Source organism: Calothrix sp. FACHB-168, from assembly GCF_963889195.1.
Lineage (GTDB): Bacteria > Cyanobacteriota > Cyanobacteriia > Cyanobacteriales > Nostocaceae > Aulosira > Aulosira anomala_A.
This window is the reverse complement of the sequence record NZ_CAWPNJ010000001.1, coordinates 546,859-567,312: the sequence shown is the minus strand read 5'-3', so window position 1 is coordinate 567,312 and position 20,454 is coordinate 546,859. Positions and strand designations below refer to the sequence as shown.

Below are 20,454 nucleotides of genomic sequence, written 5' to 3'. Positions count from 1 at the left end.
GGAGTGTGTAAGTTATGTACGACAAGATTAAACCCCCTACAACTGGTGCAAAAATTACCTTCAAGAATGGTGAGCCGGTTGTACCCGATAACCCTATTATCCCCTTTATTCGGGGCGATGGAACGGGCATAGATATTTGGCCAGCTGCCCAAAAGGTACTTGATGCGGCGGTAGCAAAAGCATATAACGGTAAGCGGCAAATTAGTTGGTTTAAGGTTTATGCTGGTGATGAAGCTTGCGATTTATACGGTACTTATCAGTATTTACCTCAGGATACATTAACCGCAATAGAAGAATATGGTGTTGCTATTAAAGGCCCGTTAACCACTCCTGTGGGCGGTGGCATTCGTTCTTTAAATGTGGCGCTCAGACAAATTTTTGACTTGTATGCTTGCGTGCGTCCTTGCCGCTATTATGCAGGTACGCCTTCCCCCCACAAAAACCCCGAAAAGCTTGATGTAATTGTGTATCGGGAAAATACAGAAGATATTTATTTGGGGATTGAGTGGCGACAAGGCAGCGAAATTGGCGATCGCTTAATTAAAATTCTCAATGAGGATTTGATTCCCGCGACCCCAGAACACGGGAAAAAGCAAATTCCCCTAGATGCTGGTATTGGCATTAAACCCATCAGTAAAAAGGGTTCTCAGCGCTTGGTACGTCGTGCCATCAAACATGCCTTAACATTGCCCAAAGACAAGCAGCAAGTGACTTTGGTGCATAAAGGCAACATCATGAAGTACACCGAAGGCGCTTTCCGCGATTGGGGTTATGAACTCGCCACCAGCGAATTCCGCGCTGAATGCGTTACTGAACGGGAATCTTGGATTTTGAGCAACAAGGAGAAAAACCCGAATATTTCCTTAGAAGACAACGCGCGGCAAATAGATCCGGGATTTGATGCTCTAACCCAAGAGAAAAAAGCGCAAATTGTCAAGGAAGTGGAAACAGTTCTTAACGCAATTTGGGATAGCCACGGCAACGGCAAGTGGAAAGATAAAATCATGGTCAATGACCGGATTGCTGATAGTATTTTTCAACAAATCCAAACCAGACCTGATGAATATTCAATTCTGGCGACAATGAACTTAAACGGCGATTACCTCTCCGATGCGGCTGCGGCGATTGTCGGCGGCTTAGGAATGGGGCCAGGGGCGAATATTGGCGATGCTTGCGCAGTTTTTGAAGCTACCCACGGTACAGCACCCAAACACGCCGGTTTAGATCGGATTAATCCCGGTTCTGTGATTTTATCTGGCGTCATGATGCTGGAATATATGGGTTGGCAAGAAGCCGCAGACTTAGTTAAGAAAGGTTTAGGAGATGCGATCGCAAATCGTCAAGTCACCTACGACTTAGCACGCTTACTAGAACCAGCAGTAGAACCCTTAAAATGTTCTGAATTCGCCGACGCCATCATTAAGCATTTTGGCTAGGCGTTAGGGGCTAGGAGGACAAGGAATTTTAGATTTTGGATTTTAGATTTTAGATTGGAATCCAAAATCGCAAATCTAAAATCTAAAATTGTTTCCAATGCCCAATGCCCCATGCCCAATGCCCCATACCCAAATTCCTATCTTTTTGCAGCCTTAATCATCGAAAATAAAAGCTATCGAGATATTTCCATTGATTTGGCTGCAAATTTTTTATGACTATTAATCGACGCCATTTTTTGTTTTTACTTGCCACAGGTACGGGGACTTTAGCTTTACAAGCTTGTGCTTCTGCCGAACAATCTCCTAGCGGTAGCCAAACTAGCCCCGAACCAAAACCAGATACCACTGGTGCTATTCAATTACCACCGCTACCCTATGCCTATGACGCATTAGAACCACATATTGATGCGAGAACAATGCAGTTTCATCACGATAAGCATCATGCTGCTTATGTGAAAAATCTTAATGCTGCTTTAGAAAAATATCCAAAACTGAAAGGTAGAACCGTAGAAGATTTGTTACGTCAACTGGATCGAGTACCAGAAGATATCCGCAAAACAGTCCGCAATAATGGCGGCGGACATGTTAATCATTCAATGTTTTGGCAAATTATGAAACCCCAAGGTGGTGGGGAACCCACAGGTGCGATCGCATCTGCAATTAAAGAAAATTTCGGTAGTTTTGCTGATTTCAAAAAACAATTTAATGCTGCAGGTGCAGCTCAATTTGGTAGTGGTTGGGTTTGGCTGGTGCGTAATAAAGCTGGCAAGCTAGAAGTGACGACTACAGCTAACCAAGATACCCCTTTAAGTCAAGGACTATATCCGATTTTGGGTAATGATGTTTGGGAACACGCATATTATCTCAACTATCAAAATCGCCGCGCTGATTACTTAGAAGCTTGGTGGAATGTCTTGAATTGGGATGAGATTAATCAGCGATTTGCGGCTGCGAGTAAGTCTGCTTAAATCACAATCAGCTATTGTGTTTTTAAGTTGCACAATCTATTTTCAGGGCTGTTGACTGTTGACTGTTGACGGTTGACTGTTGACTGTCTTGATTAGTAGTTATGCAATTTAGACGCCTATTAGCTTACCTGTAGGGGCGAATAGCCTTTCATTGGTGTCAATTTAAGCTAAAAGCTATATACGGCGCGTGTTGTACAAAAACCCTCGCCCTCATCCCCTCACCCCTTCTCCCCCAGGAGAAGGGGAATTAAATCTCTTGCTCCCCTCTCCCTCAGGGAGAGGGGCTGGGGGTGAGGGCATAACCTTGTCACCAAGCGGGTTTCTCGTTAAGTTGACACCTATGAATAGCCTTTAGCCCCTATCGCACAATTTCCCAAATAACCAGCGTCTTAGGGACTTCCAAAAAAACATCCCAATCATTAACTTACCAAGCCCGCAACTCGTAGGATACATCTGGTGAATTAGGGGTAAGACCCCTCGCTTATCCCGAAATCCCGCCGTCACCCTAGAAGGGTGCGGCTAACCGGACAAAGCCTGCCTCCGCAGGCTCTATTTCTCTAGCCTGCGGAGGCAGGCTTTGTAGCATGAGCCAGTGGCTTATAGCCTGTGGGCGGTGTGTCGGGTAAGCGAGAGAACAGTTTATATCAATTGATGGGTCAGACCCACCATTTGCCAGCAGTATCCTCGTAGGGGCGGGGTTACCCATACGTGTCAACTTAACGTGAAACCCATAGCCCGCCTCAGAATGAATTCTGAGTCTCATAGCAAAAGTAAGCTAAAGCTAACTAAAAATTATCATTTATCCCCAGTTTACTAAAGTAAACTTTGCCTTTGGCCCTTGGAATTCATTCCAAGGCGAGCCGGTAAGCCTTGCAATCAGCCATCTGTGACTTAAGTTGACACCAATGGGGGTTACCCCGCCCCTACAATTTGGGATAATTTATTTTCTGGAGTTCCCTTATTCCTCTTGGGTTTCATCTGGTTCCAGCAATTCCCAAATTAAAATGGCTAATTCAATCGCAATTCCTGAACCGGGGAACAATAAATCAGCAATTAGGGGAATCAGAAAAAATAAAACCGCGATTAACTTTTTAGCTGTCATTTGTTTTACCTCAAGCTTTGAAGCCAAGGTAAATTTGGGGTAATACTGGGAAGCAAAAACGGCTGTATATTAGCTGCGATCCGTGAATCTGCCAAGATTTGAGTTTGGGGATGCTAGATTGAGTTTAGGGAATCCCTAAACTTTGTCGCAAATTTGGGTAAAAATCAGCGATGGCGCGTGTTAGCTATGGTGATGATGTCAAAGCGCGGGTAAAAATACTGTTAGAAAGGTTTTTGGCTTATGCTAATTACGAGTTAGAAAACAGTGAACATTTCAAAATTGACGACAACTGGGAAACACCGCAGCAAGTAATAGTCAGAACACAGCTAAGAGTCTTAGGGGAACTTAGCGGTTTAAGTAAAGAACAAGTCAGGGAAGCGTTAAATACGCTGAAAGGTTTTTTAGGGATTCTCGAAGATTTGCGCGAACATAAGCGAGGCTCAGAGGATTGGCACTTTCGGCTGAAGCTTTGGCATGATAAAAGCGACAAACACGGGAATTTGCAGAAATTTGATACAGAATGGCAAAGTAAACGAGAAGAATTACCCGGTGTACAGCGTGAGAAAGGTAGAAAAGCTCAACTTTCGCCTACCCGTTACCAGAATATTCCCTGGAGTGGGGTAACAAAGTTTGTCGGACGAGAAACGGAATTGCAAAACCTCCATCGGCTGTTGCAGAAGAATCAACAGGTGGTTACTGAGCGTAGTCGAAGTATAATTGCGGCTATTGCAGGAATGGGTGGAGTCGGGAAAACAGAACTAGCACTGCAATATGCAAATTTGCACCGCGAAACTTATCAAGGCGGAATTTGCTGGTTGTCTGCATTACAGGATGTGGGGGTGCAATTGGTGCAGTTTGCTGTTAATAAGCTGCAATTGAACATCCCAGATGATTTAGATTTAGTTGGGAGAGTGCAACACTGTCTAGAAAAATGGCATCAGGGTGAGGTTTTACTGGTAATTGATAACGTCACTAACTATCGAGACGAAGTTAGGTGTTATTTAGAGTCTGTTCCTTCGCGGTTTAAGCAGTTAATTACCACGCGGGAAAAATTACAACCGCCCATAGTGCGATTAGATTTAGATGTGCTGACACCACTAGCGGCGATGCAGTTATTAAAATCTATAGTTGGTAGAGAACGACTGCGGCGTGAGGCTTTAGTTGCAAGAAAACTTTGTAAATGGCTGGGATATTTACCCTTGGGTTTAGAATTAGTCGGGCGTTATTTGTTAGGTGATGAGGAATTAACCCTAGCTCAAATGCTGCAAGACTTGGAAAATGAGCGTTTGCAGCATCAGGCTTTAGAAGAAGTTCCCCAAGAAATGGCTGTTAAATTGGGTGTCGCTGCTGCTTTTGAGTTAAGTTGGCGACGGTTGCGAGAAAATGCTCAACGTTTAGGCTGTCTTCTGAGTTTATTCGCCTTAGCGCCGATTCCTTGGGAGTTGGTGGAGGATATAACAATAAATAATGCGGCTCAAGATTGGAAAAAAGCCAGACGAGATTTGTTACAGTTGCATTTACTCCAGCCCAAAGGTGAGGGAATTTATCAACTACATCCCCTACTGCGGGAGTTTTTCCAAGATAAGCTTACAGGTTTAGAACAAGCAGAGGAATTTAAGCGAAGTTTTTGCAGGGTAATGGTAGCAGTTGCTAAAGATATTCCTCAAGTACCCACAATTCAGCAAATTAAGAATGTCGCCCCCGCCATACCTCACTTGGTAGCAGTAGCAGACAATCTCATTCAGTATGTCAGCGATGAAGATTTATTTTGGGTATTCACTGGCAACGCTTTTTTTTATGATGGTCAAGGATTGTATGATAAAGCAGAACCTTGGTATAAGCAGTGTTTAGAAGCTACGAGAGAACGCTTGGGTGAGGAACATCCAGATGTTGCAACTAGCCTCAACAACCTAGCCGCACTCTACCGTTACCAAGGAAAATACAGCCAAGCCGAACCTTTGTTCATCCAAGCTTTAGATTTAATGCGACACTTGCTCGGTGAAGAACATCCATCTGTTGCAACTAGCCTCAGCAATCTAGCAGAACTCTACTTTTCCCAAGGAAAATACAGCCAAGCCGAACCTTTGTTCATCCAAGCTTTGGATTTAATGCGACGAAGCTTGGGTGAGGAACATCCATCTGTTGCAACTAGCCTCAACCACCTAGCAGGACTCTACTTTTCCCAAGGAAAATACAGCCAAGCCGAACCTTTGTTCATCCAAGCTTTGGATTTAATGCGACGCTTGCTCGGTGAGGAACATCCATCTGTTGCAACTAGCCTTAATAACCTAGCTCTACTCTACGATTCCCAAGGAAAATACAGCCAAGCCGAACCTTTGTTCATCCAAGCTTTGGATTTAACACGACACTTGCTCGGTGAAGAACATCCATCTGTTGCAACTAGCCTTAATAACCTAGCTCTACTCTACGATTCCCAAGGAAAATACAGCCAAGCCGAACCTTTGTTCATCCAAGCTTTGGATTTAATGCGACGAAGCTTGGGTGAGGAACATCCAGATGTTGCATTTAGCCTCAACAACCTCGCAGCACTCTACCGTTCCCAAGGAAAATACAGCCAAGCCGAACCTTTGTTCATCCAAACTTTGGCTTTAAGGCGACGAAGCTTGGGTGAGGAACATCCAGATGTTGCATTTAGCCTCAACAACCTCGCAGCACTCTACCGTTCCCAAGGAAAATACAGCCAAGCCGAACCTTTGTTCATCCAAGCTTTGGATTTAACACGACGAAGCTTGGGTGAGGAACATCCATCTGTGGCTACTAGCCTCAACAACCTAGCTGCACTCTACCGTTCCCAAGGTAGATACAGCGAAGCCGAACCTTTGTACATCCAAGCTTTAGATATTTCCGAGCGACAATTAGGAGTGAATCATCCCAATACTGTAATTGTGCGTAAAAATTTAGCAGATTTACGCGATTCTATAAAATCACAACAGTAAAATTCAAGTTCCGAACCTCATCATTCAAGCTTTTATCTCCAAGTTCCGAGTTCCGAACTCGAAGTTTCATGTTCCGAACTCAAAGTTTCGTGTTCCAAACACGAATGTTCAGGTTCCAAACGAGAACGTTCCTGTTCTGAGGTGGAATGATGGTGTTCTGAAGGCGAATGATGACCTTTTGAGGGCGATCGCTCCACCTTTTTACTCGAAGTTTGATGTTCTAAGGTGAAATGATGGTGTTCGGAAGGCGATCGCTTTTGTTCTCAGGGATAATTATGGTGTTCACAGTGCGATCGCTTTTGTTCTCAGGGATAATTATGGTGTTCATAGTGCGATCGCTTTTGTTTTGTGAGGGAATGATGGTATTCAGAGTGCGATCGCCTTTGATAGTTGAGAGATGATTGCGATCGCCATCGCTTTTTGAGCCACAATGGATGAACGATACAGAGTCCATAGAACAAACAATAGCTAAAAAGAAACCAAATCAGGAGAAAGCTTGATGCAATCAGCATTACGCATAGAAACTAAAGTGTTACCAGGCAACAAAATTGAAATCACTTTGCCTGACGATACACTCTCAACCTCTGTAGGACAAACTATTGAGGTAATTGTCCTGATACCAGAGCAAAAAACGACACCAGAAGGACAATCGATTATCCACCTGCTTGAAGAAATCCACAAACAGCGTCCTGTTGGCAGAAGTTTAGAAGAAATCCATCGAGACCTCCAAGCAGAGCGAGATGCATGGGACAATTAATTCTGCCAAATGCTGCTCGTATATACCTCGATACCGTAACAGTTATTTACGCCGTCGAACAGACTCCAACTGATGGGGTGTTGCTAAATCCCTTATGGCATAGTCTTCAGGCGAGAACCCTTGAAGTCTTTAGCAGTGAACTAACTCTGATGGAAACCTTAGTTGTGCCACTGAGAAACTCGGATACATTTCTGGTTGATGCTTATGATAGATTACTGCGATCGCCTCAAATGCAGTTGATTCCCATTAGTCAGACTATCTTGCGTGAAGCAGCAAGACTACGGGCAAGTACGCCTTCGTTGAGAACACCTGATGCCATTCATATTGCGACTGCTACAATATCTGGCTGTACTCAGTTTCTCACCAACGATCGCCAACTGAGGGCAGCAACAAACTTACCCGTTGTGATTCTAGATGAGGTGCTGACATCATGAGCGATCGCTTTTGTTCTAAGGTGAAATCATGGTGTTCAAAGTGCGATCGCTTTTGTTGTGAGGTGAAATCATGGTGTTGAGAGTGCGATCGCTTTTATTCTGAGGTGAAATCATGGTGTTGAGAGTGCGATCGCTTTTGTTTTGTGAGGGAATGATGGTGCATTGGTGTCAACTTAAGGTAAAAATAGCCTCTGTACAAGCGTCATCCGCCTTGGAATGAATTCCAAGGCTAATAGTCCAAGTCTACTGAAGTAGACTGAAGATTTTGCCGCATATTTTAGTCATCTTGAGATGACTTTAGCTATTAGCAAGGAACTTCAGTTCCTTGCGGTAAACTGGTTGTGCGTTAAGTTGACACCTATGATCATGGTGTTGAGAGTGCGTAGGCGTAGCCCGTCGAAGACATCGCTTTTATTCTGAGGTGAAATCATGGTGTTGAGAGTGCGATCGCTCGACTTACAGCTATTTTCAGGTAAATAGACCACGCTGTAGGGGCACGGCACCGATAATCTTTTGGTACATACAATAATTTTACTCGTGCCGTGCCCCTACGACAGATGTGGTTCAAATAGGTGAAAACTGCTGTAAATTGTAGAATGATGAGCGATCGCTTGTGAGGATTGAGAGATAAGAGTCATTGCGATCGCTTTTGTTGAGAGACAATGTTATAAACAGCTATATGACCAGGGTTTATCTAGACACCAGTGTTTATAATCGTCCATTTGACGACCAAACACAGCCAAAAATCTTTTTAGAAACACAAGCTATCATCTTAATTTTACAAATGGTAGAAGCAAGATTAATAGAATTAGTTAGTTCTTCAGTTCTAGACTATGAAAATAGTCGTAACCCTTTTGTTATCAATTAGCAATCAATGGAGCGATACTTACAAATAGCAACCTTGAGAGTATTAGTAGATGAAAGTATTAAAAACAGAGCAGAACAACTAGAACAACAAGGAATTAAATCTATTGATGCACTTCATGTAGCCTGTGCAGAAGCTTCTCAAAGTGATTATTTTATCACTTGTGACAGGAGATTAATCAACCGATGTCAGAATTTATCACTCACAGTCATCAACCCCAATAATTTTATTTTTGAGGTCGAAAATGAAAATTAAAGTAACCAACGAACAAGAAAATTTACAAGAAGTAATACAGATTTTACTCACCCATTTAGAACCATCCAAGGTAATGAAATTTTGGGCAGCGTGTAAACTAAGTGAAGGCGACTATTTGCAAATTAAAGAACAACTGTTTGCTCAAGAAACTGTTGCCAGCTTATACACCAAAATCAAAGAATATCAAGACAAAGATAGTAAACAATCCCCAGAAGAAAACTCTGAGAGGTAATGATGATGTTCAGAGTGCGATCGCTTTTGTTTTGAGGGGGAATCATGGTGTTCATAGTGCGATCGCTTTTGTTTTGAGGAGGAATCATGGTGTTCACAGTGCGATCGCTTTTGTTCTGAGGGGGAATCATGGTGTTCACAGTGCGATCGCTTTTGTTTTGAGGTGGAAATTCAGCAGGAATAGAGAAATTAGGGACATTGTTAAAATAGTTAATACAAGCGGTTGATGGAAGAAATAGTCATGACAGTTGCAAGTACTAAAAAAATGACTTTTGAAGAATTTCTTCAATTTGATGATGGTACAGATACTTTATATGAATTGGAGAATGGGCAATTAATTGTTATGCCTTTTGAAAGTGAGCTAAATCGGCGAATAGCGACGTTTTTATTAATCTATTTTTCTAAATTAGGTATTCCCTATTACCGCTTGAGTATGAAAACAGAAATTGCTGTAAATAGTCGGAGGGTAGGGGTGCGTGTTCCTGATTTGGTGGTGTTTTCCGAAGAGTTGGCGATGGTAATGCAAGGGGAAAAGCGATCGCTAATTTTGATGGATATGCCGCCGCCGTTGTTGGTGGTTGAGGTAGTGAGTCCGAATCAGGAAAATCGGGATTATCGTTACAAGCGTTCTGAGTATGCAGCGCGAGGTATTGCAGAGTATTGGATTGTTGATCCTATCGCTCAAAAGGTGACAGTTTTGGAATGGGTTGAGGGATTTTATGATGAGCGAGTTTATCAGGGAGAAAGTGCGATTGTTTCTTCAATTTTTACTAATCTTCAGTTAACTGCTGCTGAAGTATTGCAAGGATGAAATGTGATGAAAACTATTATTAACAATTCAAAATTCAAAATTCAAAATTCAAAATTAAAGACATTTTCAGTCGGGGCTTTAAACCCCGACTGAAAATGATACCACGTATAGACGTAGGGGTCTTAAACCCTTTTATTTACGATAATGGTGTTCATAGTGCGATCGCTTTTGTTTTGAGTTGAAATCATGGTGTTGAGAGTGCGTAGGCGTAGCCCGTCGAAGACATCGCTTTTGTTCTAAGGTGGAATGATGGCGTTCACAGTGCGATCGCTTTTGTTCTGAGGTGGAATCATGGTGTTCACAGTGCGAGCGCTTTTGTTCTGAGGTGAAATAATGGTGTTCAGAGTGCGTAGGCGTAGCCCGTCGAAGACATCGCTTTTGTTGTGATACCAATTTCAATAATCTGCGACACATCAAAATATTCTAGAGGGCATGGCAGTGCCAGTGCCCCTACAATCTGTCGCATTCTTTTTTCCAATTGGTATGAGGTGGAATGATGGCGTTCATAGTGCGTAGGCGTAGCCCGTCGAAGACATCGCTTTTATTTTGAGGTTAAATCATGGTATTCAGAGTGCGATCGCTCTAGTTTAATTGTAGTGCGTAGGTTGGGTTGAGGAACGTAGACGCGGAGCGGCTTCCCGCAGGGTAACCCAACATTTGGAGGGTTTGTTGGGTTTCACTTCGTTTAACCCAACCTACAATTATCCTTAACTAATAAGGGCAGTCAACAGTCAACAGTCAACCATCAACCGTCAACCGTCAACAGCCCTCACAATCGATTGTGCAACTTAAAAGCAGATTAGCTTAATGATGCATAGTAGTTTGATAAACTTTAATCAACCGATTAATACCCTTAAAACTATAGCTTCCCATTTCTTGAAAATCTGAGGGTTGTGAAAGCATATTGTAAGTCACTTCACTAATTACACATTCACCAGGAGGACAAACTGCTTCCATCCTTGCAGCTAAGTTAATCGTACCGCCTAAGGCTGTATATTCAACCCGTTGGGAGCTTCCCACATCGCCAACAACAGCTTTACCGCTATTAATTGCAATGCGTAGTTGTAAAGGTTCTTGCCAAAAACCATTCATATTCAAGCGTTCTAGGCGAGTTAGCATCCCTTTAGCAGCAGCTGTGGCGCGTTGGGCGTGGTCTGCTTGTGGTTCTGGTGCGCCAAAAAACGCCATAATACAATCACCGATATATTTATCTAAAGTGCCACCATAGGCAAACACTTCTTGCAACATTTCTTCAAATAAATTATTGAGTAATTGCGCGATCGCAGTTGGTGTTACCCTTTCAGAAATAGCCGTAAAACCCACTAAATCTGCAAATAAAATGCTAATTTCACTTTCTTCCGGTGGTAAACGTCCATCTGGTAACCTACCTACAGATATTAACTGCTGCACTACAGCCGGAGAGTGATAGCGTTCGAGTCGGTGACGAATTACCTCTTCTTGTTTCAATCTATCTAATAATAACCAGCGTTGCACGCTCGAAGCGACAAGATTAGCTAAAGCCGAAAAAAAGCTGAGTTCTTCTTCACCTTCATTTGCCCAATGATAAGAAGATAAATGTGCATCTGCATAGAGTACACCTACAACTTTATTTTCATCCCATAATGGTACAGCCATGACGCTGCGAATTCCCTTAACTAAAACGCTGTGTTCGGAAGAAAAGCGTTCATCTTTATGAGTATCAGCCGATTGAATCACAACTTGTTCGTCAAATACCTTTTGACAAATACTCCGACTAATCCAACTACCATCAGGCGCTAAATATTGTTGTTGGGCAGCATTTCTCGTAGCTGCATTCATTAATTCTAAATTACCATTACTACTCACATCAATTAATAATGCCAAGCGGTCAATACTATCTAAATAGCGAAATACTACTTCTTGCACTTGCGAAAAAATTGCTTCTATGGATGTAGCGGCACAAAGATTTTTAGCGATATTGACTAAATCTTTTAATCTTGCAATAGTTGTATCTTTATTATTAATTTCACCATCTTTACTATCAGCAGCTATCCATTGCTGTTGCAGTTGTTGAACATTGCGTAAAATCGTTTTTTGTTCGCTATTATCGATATCATCCTGCTGAATTGTTAGCTGTTTAGCAGGATCGATAATAAACACCCTTAAACTCACATTACCTAACCAAATATTGTCACCGTGATGTAACGGTTGGGGTTTTGTCAGTATGCGTTCATTAACCTGCGTGCCATTTTTACTTCCCATATCCTCAATATTCCACACCCCATCGGCTGTCTTGACAATTTTGGCATGGTTACGAGAAACACCACCAAAAGGTAAGTATAAGTTACATTCCGGTAACCTACCGATAGTAAATACATCTCGATCTACTGAAACAACGCTTTCAGTATCTCCATCTTGTAGACGTAGTTTAAGTTCAGTCATGAGTGTGAATTATCTGTCCTGGAATCTGGAGGTTCAACCATGTTTAAGCTGGGAACTACTCAAAGGATAATAGGACTTACGCAGTGTCAGATATTTTTCATGCTTTTTGTCAATGGTCAATAGTCCATAGTCCAAAAACTTGAATTTTGACCATTGACTTTTGACCACCCTTGTGAGGGTTTTTGTGTTCGGTGCGTAAATCCTGGATAAGTCTTTGGCTTTATCTTTATGACATTATCAATCGCATTTCGACAACTAGGAGGTAGTAATTATTACGGAACAATTATATTTAGATATACATCAGCCTTCTTATGAAAAACCTAACAAACTTTTTCTTTCAGGAAAAAGTGTATTCTAGTGAACAGTGAACCTCAGTCCAGCTATAAAATGATCGGCAGATTACTAGACCAACGTTACCAAGTAGTCGAGCTATTAGGCAAAGGCGGATTTGGTCATACTTATATAGCTCAGGATACTCGCCGTCCTGGGAATCCTGCTTGTGTGGTGAAACACCTCAAGCCGATTACTAGCGATCCTGAATTTTTGCCTTTAGCGAGACGTTTATTTAATAGAGAAGCCGAAACTCTAGAAAACTTGGGGCACAATGACCAAATCCCCAGGCTTTTAGCTTACTTTGAGGAAAATGAAGAATTTTATTTAGTCCAAGAGTTAGTGGAAGGACATCCATTATCCTGGGAAATGGCTCCCGGAACTCGGTGGAGTGAAGAACAAGTAATTCAACTGTTGCAAGAAGTTTTACCAATTCTGGAATTTATTCACAGTCATGGGGTAATTCATCGCGATCTCAAGCCGGATAATTTAATTCGCCGTGCTAGCGACAATAAAATAGTCTTGGTTGATTTTGGCGCGGTTAAACAAATTAAAAGCTACTCGCTGATGACTACAGAACAGCTAAAAAATGATACTTTGGCTGTAGGAACTCCCGGTTATATGCCAAGCGAACAAGGACAAGGTAGACCAAGACCTTGTAGCGATATTTACGCGCTGGGGATAACTTGTATCCAAGCAATTACTGGCTTAAATCCCAAACAGTTAGGAGAAGATGCGGGAACTGGGGAAATATTATGGCAACATCACGCGCAAGTTAGCAATCAACTGGCAGCTATTCTCAATAAGATGATCCGCCATTATTTTAAATACCGCTATCAAACAGCCACAGAGGTACTGCAATCCCTCACTTCTATTACTAATGCTAGTACACCTGGGGTTGTAGCATCTGTTATGACTCAAATGGTAGGACACTATTTAAAAGATGGCTATGTGACAGCTACTAAAGTCATGCAATATCTGCAAGAATTAGCCAAGCCTTGTTATGTTCCCCCAGAGAATGGTACTAATTCTGATCCGACATTACCCCCATTAACTGCTGCTTCTACCCTACGCGCTTCTGAGGTAAAAAGTAGTATCTCAAATACTACAACTACAAATCCAATTCCTACGCGATCGCCTAGTAAGATTCAAGTTTACATTCGTTCTATTCCCCAATCAAAACGCAAATCGCGATTATTCATTGGTGGGGGTGCAGCAATTGCGATCGCAGCTTTGGGAATTATGTCTGCGAATAACTCACAAAAACTTGCTTCTTCTTCTAGCACTCCGCAAAAGGAAGTCAAGCCTGTAGCAACTACCCCAAGTCAACCCGAACAAAAAACAGGTTGTTTAACTGTTATTAGTTCCTCAAATTTACGTGCTGGATCTGGACAAAGAAGAACCGGAAAAGTAATTAAAGCCGGGACTCAGGTAACAACTACTGGCAGACTTGACGGTGGCTGGGTAGAAATTAGCGCTCCCGAAGTAGGTTGGATTTGGAAAAGTCGCACCAGAAATTCTTGTGCTAAATAATTTGTCATTGGTCATTGGTCATTGGTCATTGGTCATTGGTCATTGGTCATTTGTCAGGGTTTCAGACCGATGTAATCCCAATTAAAAAAATAATGCCACAGATTGTAGGGGCATGGCACTGCCATGCCCTCTAGAATATATTAAGTAAAAAAGTCATTAGTCATTAGTCATTTGTCATTGGTAATAATTGTAGGTTGGGTAGAGCGCCAGCGAAACCCAACATTTTCAGGGCTTAGGTTGTCGTAAAGATTCCAATCAATGTTGTGTTGATTCCAATCAATGTTGTATTTATTGCAATCAATGTTGTGTTGATTCCAATCAATGTTGTATTTATTGCAATCAATGTTGTGTTGATTCCAATCAATGTTGTATTTATTGCAATCAATGTTGTGTTGATTCCAATCAATGTTGTATTTATTGCAATCAATGTTGTGTTGATTCCAATCAATGTTGTATTTATTGCAATCAATGTTGTGTTGATTCCAATCAATGTTGTATTTATTGCAATCAATGTTGTGTTGATTCCAATCAAACAAACAATTATCCAACTTAATTTAATCCAATTTTTCTCTCCTCCCCCTGCTCCCTGCCCCCAGCCCCCCTGCAAACCCATTTGTATCAAACTTGAACTGCATACATGCCCATCGGTTTATCAAACAAGCGCTCGTGAGCCGCTATTTTACCTTGGTCATTGCAACCGATAAAAAACAGCCGATTAGGGTGATTGTAGAAACATGGCAGTGCCATGCGCCGAAGTGCGTACCTCTTTTACATAAAATACGCTATGTCTGGTTTAGGCGCACTTAATACTGGGATGGCGTGACTGGAACGCAAACAACATTCTACACAACAGTTTTTAATGGCCGATGATTTTTTGGCAAAAAATTACATCAATCATCACTAAACCGTAAAGGTATGGAGACAGCACCCAATTAAGTGGTAATTTTTATAAAGTAATTTAGCTAATAATATGGTTAAAACTTCAGTATTCGCAGCAACTTCATGAAAAATTAATGGAAATTTAGAAATTTTTGGCTAGTAAATTGCATTTTCAGGCAATAACATCAGGCGCATTTAATTAAACACGCTCTAAAACCTGCATAAAGGAAATTATTAACTTGTCTGCGTTGACAAATTAATTAACAATCAAAAATAAAAAACGAGCGCGGAGGGATTTGAACCCCCGACCCACAGAACCGGAATCTGTTGCTCTATCCACTGAGCCACGCGCCCTCGATTTTTTGTATTATAGCACATTTTTTATTGGGCATGGGGCATTGGGCATTGGGCATTGGGCATTGGGCATTGGGCATTGGGCATTGGGCATTGGGCAAAAGTCAAATAGAATTCTTAATTTTGAATTTTGAATTTTGAATTGTTTGTCTCGATTGTCCCTACAAATAAGCCGCCGGATCTACGGGCGTACCATTGCGGCGGACTTCAAAATGCAGATGAGGCCCGGTAGATAAACCGGTGGAACCGACAGCCGCGATCGCTTGTCCCCGTTGTACTCCTTGTCCTTCAGAAACATATAATTCACTAGTATGACCGTAAAGTGTTGTAATACCGTCACCGTGATCGATAATCACAGCTTTACCATATCCGCCATACCAGCCAGCAAAAATTACTGTTCCCGAATCAGCTGCGCGAATGGTACTACCATAGCTAGCCGCAAAATCTAGTCCGGCGTGAAAGCGCCGATAGCCTAAAATTGGATGTATCCGCCAACCAAAGGGGCTGCTAGTAGCTGCATCGCTGGGATAGGCTAACATTCCAGTTCCGCGAATAATGACGCTTTTACTGTTGCTGTTGGTTTTGGCTTGGGCTTCGGCTATTTTTTGTTGAATTAAGGCTTCTATATTTTGAGAATCTTGTTCTAGCTGATTTTGTGCTGCAGCTAAGGCCAAGCGATCGCTATTGAGGCGTTGAATTAACTCGGCTTGCGATTGCGCTTGTAATTGATAATCAGCTTTTTGCGCCAGTAATTGCTCTCTAATTAAGGCAATTTGATTTTTTTGCTGTTCTACTGCGGTTTTTTGGGCAATAATCTCCTGTGCTTGTGCATTGAGTTGAGTTAAAATTTTCTGGTCTGCTTGATAAACTAACTTGAGTTGATAACGACGACTGATAAAATCGCTGATATTTTCACTTTGCAGTAAAATTGCCCAACCGCGATCGCCTGAAGAGCGCTGCAAAAACCGCAACCTTGCAACGGTAGCTACTTGGCGTTGTTCATAAAATCGTTCCGCCGCTTCCAAATTAGCCTGTAACTGCTGAAGATTTTCGGTAGCTAGCTTTAATTGCGATTCGCTGTATTGAATATTGTTATTAGTAATTTGCAGATTTTTGTTAATCCCCGTGAGGCGATTTTGCGCACCCTGTTGGATATGATTTAGGCGATCGCTTTCTTTAAGCACATTTTGACGTTGTTGCTGAATTTGTTGCTGTTGTTGTCGTAAATTATCAATAGTTGCTGTAGGCGTCGCACCCACAGGTAACCACACCAGCAACCAGCAAATTATCAACAGCCAGCCAAACTTAATATATTGAGAAAATGGCGCTTTCATGCCGTTTCCGCCCAAGAATTTCAAGCATAACCAGCATTGTTCCCAAAATTTCGGCAGAACTAACAACAAATTAGTTGACTGTTGACCATTGACTGTTGACCATTGACTGTTGACTGTTGACTGTTGACCGTTGACCGTTGACCGTTGACTGTTGCCTAAGTGTATTGACTCATCCTCCATAGAGATATACAATTTTGAATGAATAGAAGGGGAGTAGCTGCTGGTAATAAAAACCAGCCCATCTGAATCAACATACTGGCGATGAGCCTGGTTCAGGTGACAAATATTTAATATCAAGAAAGTATTTGCAAAAATATTTGGAAGCGAGACCTTCACTAAGTTCACACAAAAAAGTGTGCAGCTTGGTGAGGTCTTTGTGCTTTCATCAAGCTTCACATCGGTAAACGATTCTTCAGGAGCTTGAGAGAGTGCTAGCAGCTTTCACCGCAGGTTTGTTATTAATCACAGTTTCCGAATTAGGTGATAAAACATTTTTTATCGCCGTCATCTTAGCAATGCACCACTCGCGGCGGTTGGTATTTACCGGGGTGGTAGCGGCTTTAGCGGCGATGACAATTCTTTCGGTAATTTTGGGACAAACGGTATCTTTGTTGCCCAAGGTGTATATTCACTATGGGGAAATCGCTTTGTTTATTGCCTTTGGTCTTAAGCTCCTGTATCAAGGTAGTAAAATGTCTGCTGCTAGTTGCGACAAAGAAGTAGTAGAAGAAGCGGAAGCGGCGGTAAAGCAAGCAGATTTAGACTTACCCAAACGCAAAACACCACTGTCAATTTTAATTGAAGCCTTTGTTTTAACATTTATGGCAGAGTGGGGCGATCGCACGCAAATTGCTACCATTGCCCTAGCAGCCGGGAATAATCCCATCGGTGTGACTGTAGGTGCAGTTTTAGGACATGCCATTTGTGCCGCGATCGCAGTCATTGGTGGCAAAATGATAGCGGGTAGAATCTCCGAGCGTCAGCTAACTTTAATAGGTGGATGCTTGTTTTTGGTTTTTGGTATTGTTGCCGCAATTGAAGGAGCCTGATCGGTATCACAATTTGATTTTGTGGCACATCCATATATTCTAGAGGGCATGGCATTGCCCATTGGTGTCAACTTAACGTGAAACCCGCTTTGTAGCAAGGTTTTTCCCCTCACCCCCAACCCCTCTCCCACCGGGAGAGGGGAGCAAGAGATTTAATTCCCCTTCTCCCTGAGGGAGAAGGGGTTAGGGGATAAGGGCGAGGGTTTTTGTACAACACGCACCGTATATAGCTTTTAGCTTAAGTTGACACAGGTGGGCATTGCCATGCCCCTACAATCTGTCGCATTCTTTTTTCAAATTGCGATCGCAACCAAACTTGAAAATTTCCCTTCCCTCATCCTAGCCTAAGCGCCCCTAATTCCTAGCCCCTATTTCCCACTTTCCGGTGAAGGTGTCGCAGATGTCGCCGGACTAGGACTTGGGGAAGTTTCGGCAGCTTTATTAATTTCGTCTCTGTACTGAGCAGGTGCTAAAGCAGAGGCATTATTAAACAAAGTTTTCGCTTCTGCAACTTTGCCTTGTTGCTTAAATAGCATCGCCTTAGCCAAAACTGGACGAAAATCTTTAGGATCTTTCTTTGCTGCTTGGTCATATACAGAAATAGCTTGGGTATAACTTTTCTGCTCGGCGTGAACCGTGCCTAAAAGCACCTGTACGCCCACCGTATCGACACTTCCAGGCTGGAGCTTATTTTCCTGGGATGCAGCTGTCAAAGTATCTTGTAATAAACCAATAGCCGCTTCTGGGCGTTTTTGGCTTAAAAGCAAAGATACCATACCTTGTAAAGCCTTGAGGTCACCCGGTTTTGTGGCTAAAACAGAACGGTAAGCTTGGGCTGCACCTTCCTTATCGCCCAGTTGCTGCTTGGCTTGCGCCAGCAGAACCGCATATTCTGTTTGATTAGGGTTGAGCTTGGCTAGCTTTTCTAGAGGTTCAATGACTCCCTGAATATCACCTTCTTTGAGACTTAACAATTCTAGCCTTGCCTGGAGCAAGCCTTTAAGGGCAGTTTGATTTTCTGGTTCCCGTTGCAAAACCAGCTGATAACCTCTAGCTTCATCCTGCAATTTTGATTTTTGGTCAGGGGAAGCTGAATTCCCCTGAGTACTGGCATTATTCTGGGGTGGGGTTTGTGTATTATTATTATTAAGTGCAGAAATTAAGGGATACAGAGAAATTCCCACAAAGGTAAGAACTGCCAAAGCTAAGATGACCTTAACTATCCAGCTGCGCGGTTGAGACACAAGACTAATTTCTCCTGAACTTGAATTGACATTATCATCTACATAAATCTGATAAATCCGAAAGTTAAAAATTTCCAAAACTTTGCGGAATACTCTCGATTGCCTGTGAATTTTATAACAAATAACTATACACGCTGCTAAAGTAAGTGATGACTTTAGGAGGAGCCGTCAAGATTTAACCTATGATATGCTTCCCGAAACTAGTCTAAAGACGCTAAATTACACATTTAGTGTACAACTGTGTCTTGAGAATGCTTGAGAGCGCTCAGTCGTGGTGGATTGAAAGCAAATATACTTTCATCAGCCGCACAAACGCTCTTTTCAGCTGCCTTCGTAAAATCCCACAATGGGATGTGTCTCCGCCGCAAGGAGTTTTTTATGAATTCCGACCTGATGCCGTCGCCCGAATCTTCCAATTCTTCTGCCTCTAACCAAGGCCAAATTACAGCAGAGTCAATCGCTAGTGTTCCTACAGTAGCAGCCCAGGACTCTGAACCAGAAAATTCCTCTGTTAACCCTGGCGAAACTGCCTCAAATGGGAACTTAGCTAATCGGCAACAACCGATTCCGCCTCCCAGCGAGCCGATGCAGTACCGCGCTATCGGGTTAGTCCGAGGTCGTTACCTTGCTAGCGATGAACAATTCACTCAAGGTAATCTGCTAACCAGTGATGGTGTAGAACTCAATGCCGTCCTGCTAGGGCGGATTATGAGTTTAGTTAAGAATCATTTAGATTTGCAACAAGAACATCTGTGGGTAGTTTATCCACGTACAAGACAAGAAAATGACACTTTGCACCTCCAAATTGTCGGGGTTTGGGAGCCAGAAAAACTGGCTAAACAGTTGACAGAGGAGGACGATCAAGATTCGGGATTAGAAGAAGTAGATATCCCGGATAATACTGTGTCTGACAGTGCTAAAGAATCTCTAAGCACCCTTAAACCCTCATCAGAAATTCCTGATGGTGGTTTTTCGGTACGTGGTGAAGTAGTTTATCAGTCTTTTGATGCTAAGAGCTTAGTAGTCAAAATCAAACAGGCTCCGCGCAAACCAATAGACAAGCCCAAGTATTTTAAATTAAAGCTGACAGGTGTGCTGACGACCAAAGCAGTAGGCAAGTTTTGGGACTTTCAAGTAAAGCGACAAGCTGACCTATTACTCATCGAAAGCGCAGAAGCGATCGCGGACTTACCCAAAAAGCGCAAACCGCCATTCAGAGGTGGCGGGCCTCGTGGTGCTGGCGGTGGTGGTGGTGGTAGAAGACCATTCCCCCCCAGACGCGGCAGCGATACCCCACGCCCAGTCAGGAAAATCGGCGGTGGCGGCGATCCCTCAGCTGTATCAAAACCTGTACCAAAAACGGCTCCTCCTAAGCCAATTAAGCGTCCGAAACCGACTCAGGAGTAGGGCAAAAGTCAAAAGTCAAAAGTCAAAAGTCAAAAGTCAAAAGTCAAAAAGAATTTTGAATTTTGAATTGTTTGTCTTCCTTGTCCT

The 20,454-nt window shown here is 42.6% G+C and carries 20 protein-coding genes and 1 tRNA gene; 12 read left to right on the top strand and 9 right to left on the bottom strand.

All coding sequences use genetic code 11. The features are described 5' to 3' along the window. The first annotated feature begins 14 nt into the window (after nucleotides 1–14). Together AACW45_RS02340 and AACW45_RS02335 are read left to right on the top strand one after the other, a co-directional pair. Complete coding sequence (locus AACW45_RS02340) at nucleotides 15–1,436, top strand: NADP-dependent isocitrate dehydrogenase (protein WP_190627205.1); 1,422 nt, start codon at nucleotides 15–17, stop codon at nucleotides 1,434–1,436. A 212-nt stretch (nucleotides 1,437–1,648) separates the two neighbouring features. Continuing rightward, entirely contained in the window at nucleotides 1,649–2,404 is a 756-nt protein-coding gene (locus AACW45_RS02335; protein ID WP_096643960.1) for a superoxide dismutase, read from the top strand. A 958-nt stretch (nucleotides 2,405–3,362) separates the two neighbouring features. On the opposite strand, the gene AACW45_RS02330 is transcribed toward AACW45_RS02335, so the two are convergent. Continuing rightward, nucleotides 3,363–3,506 carry a hypothetical protein gene (locus AACW45_RS02330; RefSeq protein ID WP_190627203.1) on the bottom strand — a complete coding sequence of 48 codons (144 nt, stop codon included), beginning with the start codon at nucleotides 3,504–3,506 and terminating at the stop codon, nucleotides 3,363–3,365. 170 nt (nucleotides 3,507–3,676) lie between these two features. On the opposite strand from AACW45_RS02330, the gene AACW45_RS02325 reads away from it, so the two are divergent. Then, the gene (locus tag AACW45_RS02325; RefSeq protein WP_190627201.1) at nucleotides 3,677–6,463 is read left to right on the top strand and encodes a tetratricopeptide repeat protein; all 2,787 of its coding nucleotides are present in this window, start codon (nucleotides 3,677–3,679) and stop codon (nucleotides 6,461–6,463) included. Nucleotides 6,464–6,495: 32 nt separating this feature from the next. Here the strand turns inward: AACW45_RS02325 and AACW45_RS02320 are convergent, their stop codons facing one another. Next, nucleotides 6,496–6,660, bottom strand: a complete 165-nt coding sequence (locus AACW45_RS02320) for a hypothetical protein (protein ID WP_190627199.1) — start codon at nucleotides 6,658–6,660, stop codon at nucleotides 6,496–6,498. Nucleotides 6,661–6,683: 23 nt separating this feature from the next. Then, nucleotides 6,684–6,917, bottom strand: a complete 234-nt coding sequence (locus AACW45_RS02315) for a hypothetical protein (protein WP_190627197.1) — start codon at nucleotides 6,915–6,917, stop codon at nucleotides 6,684–6,686. A 45-nt stretch (nucleotides 6,918–6,962) separates the two neighbouring features. On the opposite strand from AACW45_RS02315, the gene AACW45_RS02310 reads away from it, so the two are divergent. The 6 genes from AACW45_RS02310 (at nucleotide 6,963) to AACW45_RS02285 (ending at nucleotide 9,816) form a co-directional block, all read left to right on the top strand. Continuing rightward, nucleotides 6,963–7,220 (top strand): hypothetical protein, encoded by a 258-nt coding sequence (locus AACW45_RS02310; protein ID WP_190627195.1) that lies wholly within the window; start codon nucleotides 6,963–6,965, stop codon nucleotides 7,218–7,220. Further along, nucleotides 7,208–7,654 (top strand): type II toxin-antitoxin system VapC family toxin, encoded by a 447-nt coding sequence (locus AACW45_RS02305; protein WP_190627193.1) that lies wholly within the window; start codon nucleotides 7,208–7,210, stop codon nucleotides 7,652–7,654. The genes AACW45_RS02310 and AACW45_RS02305 overlap by 13 nt, the downstream gene beginning before the upstream one ends. 679 nt (nucleotides 7,655–8,333) lie before the next feature. Beyond that, the gene (locus AACW45_RS02300) at nucleotides 8,334–8,522 is read left to right on the top strand and encodes a hypothetical protein (RefSeq protein WP_242045439.1); all 189 of its coding nucleotides are present in this window, start codon (nucleotides 8,334–8,336) and stop codon (nucleotides 8,520–8,522) included. A gap of 6 nt (nucleotides 8,523–8,528) precedes the next feature. After that, a complete protein-coding gene (locus AACW45_RS02295) occupies nucleotides 8,529–8,774 on the top strand; it encodes a PIN domain-containing protein (protein ID WP_242045438.1) in 246 nt (81 codons plus the stop codon). Next, entirely contained in the window at nucleotides 8,764–9,006 is a 243-nt protein-coding gene (locus tag AACW45_RS02290; protein WP_190627191.1) for a hypothetical protein, read from the top strand. Before AACW45_RS02295 ends, AACW45_RS02290 begins: the two co-directional genes overlap by 11 nt. A gap of 240 nt (nucleotides 9,007–9,246) precedes the next feature. Next, nucleotides 9,247–9,816, top strand: coding sequence for a Uma2 family endonuclease (locus AACW45_RS02285; protein WP_190627189.1), 570 nt, complete (start codon nucleotides 9,247–9,249; stop codon nucleotides 9,814–9,816). Nucleotides 9,817–9,948: 132 nt separating this feature from the next. Here AACW45_RS02285 and AACW45_RS02280 read toward each other — a convergent pair whose 3' ends face one another. After that, on the bottom strand, nucleotides 9,949–10,209 hold the full coding sequence (locus AACW45_RS02280) for a hypothetical protein (RefSeq protein WP_190627187.1): 261 nt from the start codon (nucleotides 10,207–10,209) through the stop codon (nucleotides 9,949–9,951). A 411-nt stretch (nucleotides 10,210–10,620) separates the two neighbouring features. After that, a complete protein-coding gene (locus tag AACW45_RS02275; RefSeq protein ID WP_190627185.1) occupies nucleotides 10,621–12,237 on the bottom strand; it encodes an adenylate/guanylate cyclase domain-containing protein in 1,617 nt (538 codons plus the stop codon). 387 nt (nucleotides 12,238–12,624) lie between these two features. Between AACW45_RS02275 and AACW45_RS02270 the strand changes: the two genes are divergently transcribed. After that, nucleotides 12,625–14,100, top strand: coding sequence for a serine/threonine protein kinase (locus AACW45_RS02270; RefSeq protein WP_190627513.1), 1,476 nt, complete (start codon nucleotides 12,625–12,627; stop codon nucleotides 14,098–14,100). A 232-nt stretch (nucleotides 14,101–14,332) separates the two neighbouring features. Here AACW45_RS02270 and AACW45_RS02265 read toward each other — a convergent pair whose 3' ends face one another. From AACW45_RS02265 to AACW45_RS02255, 3 genes are all read right to left on the bottom strand, one after another. Then, entirely contained in the window at nucleotides 14,333–14,713 is a 381-nt protein-coding gene (locus AACW45_RS02265) for a hypothetical protein (protein ID WP_190627183.1), read from the bottom strand. Nucleotides 14,714–15,260: 547 nt separating this feature from the next. Further along, nucleotides 15,261–15,333: transfer RNA gene (locus AACW45_RS02260), tRNA-Arg, on the bottom strand. Nucleotides 15,334–15,494: 161 nt separating this feature from the next. Then, nucleotides 15,495–16,667 carry a murein hydrolase activator EnvC family protein gene (locus AACW45_RS02255; RefSeq protein WP_190627511.1) on the bottom strand — a complete coding sequence of 391 codons (1,173 nt, stop codon included), beginning with the start codon at nucleotides 16,665–16,667 and terminating at the stop codon, nucleotides 15,495–15,497. A 428-nt stretch (nucleotides 16,668–17,095) separates the two neighbouring features. On the opposite strand from AACW45_RS02255, the gene AACW45_RS02250 reads away from it, so the two are divergent. Then, nucleotides 17,096–17,716: a TMEM165/GDT1 family protein gene (locus tag AACW45_RS02250; RefSeq protein WP_190627181.1), complete on the top strand. Its 621-nt coding sequence runs from the start codon at nucleotides 17,096–17,098 to the stop codon at nucleotides 17,714–17,716. 368 nt (nucleotides 17,717–18,084) lie between these two features. On the opposite strand, the gene AACW45_RS02245 is transcribed toward AACW45_RS02250, so the two are convergent. Then, a complete protein-coding gene (locus AACW45_RS02245; protein WP_190627179.1) occupies nucleotides 18,085–18,960 on the bottom strand; it encodes a tetratricopeptide repeat protein in 876 nt (291 codons plus the stop codon). A gap of 378 nt (nucleotides 18,961–19,338) precedes the next feature. Between AACW45_RS02245 and AACW45_RS02240 the strand changes: the two genes are divergently transcribed. Further along, nucleotides 19,339–20,367, top strand: a complete 1,029-nt coding sequence (locus AACW45_RS02240) for a hypothetical protein (RefSeq protein WP_190627177.1) — start codon at nucleotides 19,339–19,341, stop codon at nucleotides 20,365–20,367. Nucleotides 20,368–20,454: the final 87 nt, after the last annotated feature.

What these genes read in the sequence shown, in the direction of transcription:
- AACW45_RS02340 (WP_190627205.1), top strand. Translation starts at nt 15, where the DNA reads ATGTACGACAAGATTAAACCCCCTACAACTGGTGCAAAAATTACCTTC.
- AACW45_RS02335 (WP_096643960.1), top strand. Translation starts at nt 1,649, where the DNA reads ATGACTATTAATCGACGCCATTTTTTGTTTTTACTTGCCACAGGTACG.
- AACW45_RS02330 (WP_190627203.1), bottom strand. Translation starts at nt 3,506, where the DNA reads ATGACAGCTAAAAAGTTAATCGCGGTTTTATTTTTTCTGATTCCCCTA.
- AACW45_RS02325 (WP_190627201.1), top strand. Translation starts at nt 3,677, where the DNA reads ATGGCGCGTGTTAGCTATGGTGATGATGTCAAAGCGCGGGTAAAAATA.
- AACW45_RS02315 (WP_190627197.1), bottom strand. Translation starts at nt 6,917, where the DNA reads ATGGACTCTGTATCGTTCATCCATTGTGGCTCAAAAAGCGATGGCGAT.
- AACW45_RS02310 (WP_190627195.1), top strand. Translation starts at nt 6,963, where the DNA reads ATGCAATCAGCATTACGCATAGAAACTAAAGTGTTACCAGGCAACAAA.
- AACW45_RS02305 (WP_190627193.1), top strand. Translation starts at nt 7,208, where the DNA reads ATGGGACAATTAATTCTGCCAAATGCTGCTCGTATATACCTCGATACC.
- AACW45_RS02300 (WP_242045439.1), top strand. Translation starts at nt 8,334, where the DNA reads ATGACCAGGGTTTATCTAGACACCAGTGTTTATAATCGTCCATTTGAC.
- AACW45_RS02295 (WP_242045438.1), top strand. Translation starts at nt 8,529, where the DNA reads ATGGAGCGATACTTACAAATAGCAACCTTGAGAGTATTAGTAGATGAA.
- AACW45_RS02290 (WP_190627191.1), top strand. Translation starts at nt 8,764, where the DNA reads ATGAAAATTAAAGTAACCAACGAACAAGAAAATTTACAAGAAGTAATA.
- AACW45_RS02285 (WP_190627189.1), top strand. Translation starts at nt 9,247, where the DNA reads ATGACAGTTGCAAGTACTAAAAAAATGACTTTTGAAGAATTTCTTCAA.
- AACW45_RS02275 (WP_190627185.1), bottom strand. Translation starts at nt 12,237, where the DNA reads ATGACTGAACTTAAACTACGTCTACAAGATGGAGATACTGAAAGCGTT.
- AACW45_RS02270 (WP_190627513.1), top strand. Translation starts at nt 12,625, where the DNA reads ATGATCGGCAGATTACTAGACCAACGTTACCAAGTAGTCGAGCTATTA.
- AACW45_RS02265 (WP_190627183.1), bottom strand. Translation starts at nt 14,713, where the DNA reads ATGGGTTTGCAGGGGGGCTGGGGGCAGGGAGCAGGGGGAGGAGAGAAA.
- AACW45_RS02255 (WP_190627511.1), bottom strand. Translation starts at nt 16,667, where the DNA reads ATGAAAGCGCCATTTTCTCAATATATTAAGTTTGGCTGGCTGTTGATA.
- AACW45_RS02240 (WP_190627177.1), top strand. Translation starts at nt 19,339, where the DNA reads ATGAATTCCGACCTGATGCCGTCGCCCGAATCTTCCAATTCTTCTGCC.